Raw genomic sequence first — 1067 nt, 5'->3', positions numbered from 1 at the left:
GCGAGGCAGTCATCGGCACCATCCTGCTCTGTGCAGGAATTGCATTCCTTGTCACCGGCATCACGCGTCACCGCAGATACGGGGATGACCCGGAATCTGATGAGCGATCCAAGAAGATCGGGGAATATGGGCTTTCCTGGTCATGGCTGACCGGGCTCTTCTTCATGAACGGCCTCTTCTGGCTGGATTACCTCAACATTCTCAAACTTAGTGCCCAGAACGCTCTTGCGATCTCCGTTGTAGTTCTGGCACTGTCCGCAGTGCTCTTCCAGGCATGGCTCTTCCGGAAAGGGGATGTCGACTGATGGGCTTCTGCCCACTCACGGCAGAGTATGTGTATACGAACAACCAAAACGGTATACCGAGTTCTGAGGACCCCATGCAGACACGGATAAAAGAATACCGGGCGCGACTCGCCATGACCCAGGATGACCTTGCAAAAATCGTAGGCGTACGGAGGGAGACCATCGTCTTCCTCGAACAGGGGAAGTACAATCCTTCGCTGAAACTTGCCCATGACGTGGCACGCACCCTGCATGCACGGATTGACGAGCTGTTCATCTTCGAAGATGACCCGGCTGAAGCGGATCCACGCGAAATCCTCGTGGACTGATTTCTTGTTATGAGGTGACGGTCCCTGGCGTTACAGGGACTGTTTCGCGGTCCCGGGCCGGCATTTCTCCACAGAGGCGTCCAAGGATGAACCCGGCAGCGCTTTTGTCGAGAGGCTGGTTGTCGTTCCCGCACTTGGGCGAGTGGATGCAGGACGGACACCCGTCCTCGCAGGGACAGTCCCGCACCATCTGGAAGGCACTGGTGATGAGATCCATGATGAGGCGATACCCTTTTTCGGCTAACCCGATACCGCCTTCACAGGCATCATACACAAAAATGACCGGTTCCCCCTCCTCGCCATATCCCGGCGATGAGAGCCCCCCGATATCCCAGCGGTCGCAAAGGACATGGAGCGGCATCATCGCGATGAGCGCATGTTCTGCACCGTGAAGGCCCCCGGCTGGATCGGCAGCCGGCATAGCGAGATCTTGCATTAAATCCGGTGCTGGCAT

3 protein-coding genes are annotated in these 1067 nt (G+C 56.9%); 2 read left to right on the top strand and 1 reads right to left on the bottom strand.

The genetic code is table 11. From position 1 onward, the window contains the following. Together CW742_RS14855 and CW742_RS14850 are read left to right on the top strand one after the other, a co-directional pair. The coding region (locus CW742_RS14855; RefSeq protein ID WP_292421733.1) for a hypothetical protein at positions 1–305 on the top strand (305 nt) is incomplete at its 5' end. Positions 306–379: 74 nt separating this feature from the next. Next, entirely contained in the window at positions 380–613 is a 234-nt protein-coding gene (locus CW742_RS14850; RefSeq protein ID WP_292421730.1) for a helix-turn-helix transcriptional regulator, read from the top strand. 7 nt (positions 614–620) lie between these two features. Here CW742_RS14850 and CW742_RS14845 read toward each other — a convergent pair. Then, positions 621–1067, bottom strand: a 447-nt coding sequence (locus tag CW742_RS14845; protein ID WP_292421729.1) for a Zn-binding domain-containing protein, incomplete at its 5' end; no start/stop codon positions are given.

The organism is Methanoregula sp., from assembly GCF_002835825.1.
GTDB lineage: Archaea > Halobacteriota > Methanomicrobia > Methanomicrobiales > Methanospirillaceae > Methanoregula.
Note: the sequence above shows the minus strand (reverse complement) of the source record. Positions and strands in the feature narration are given on the sequence as shown.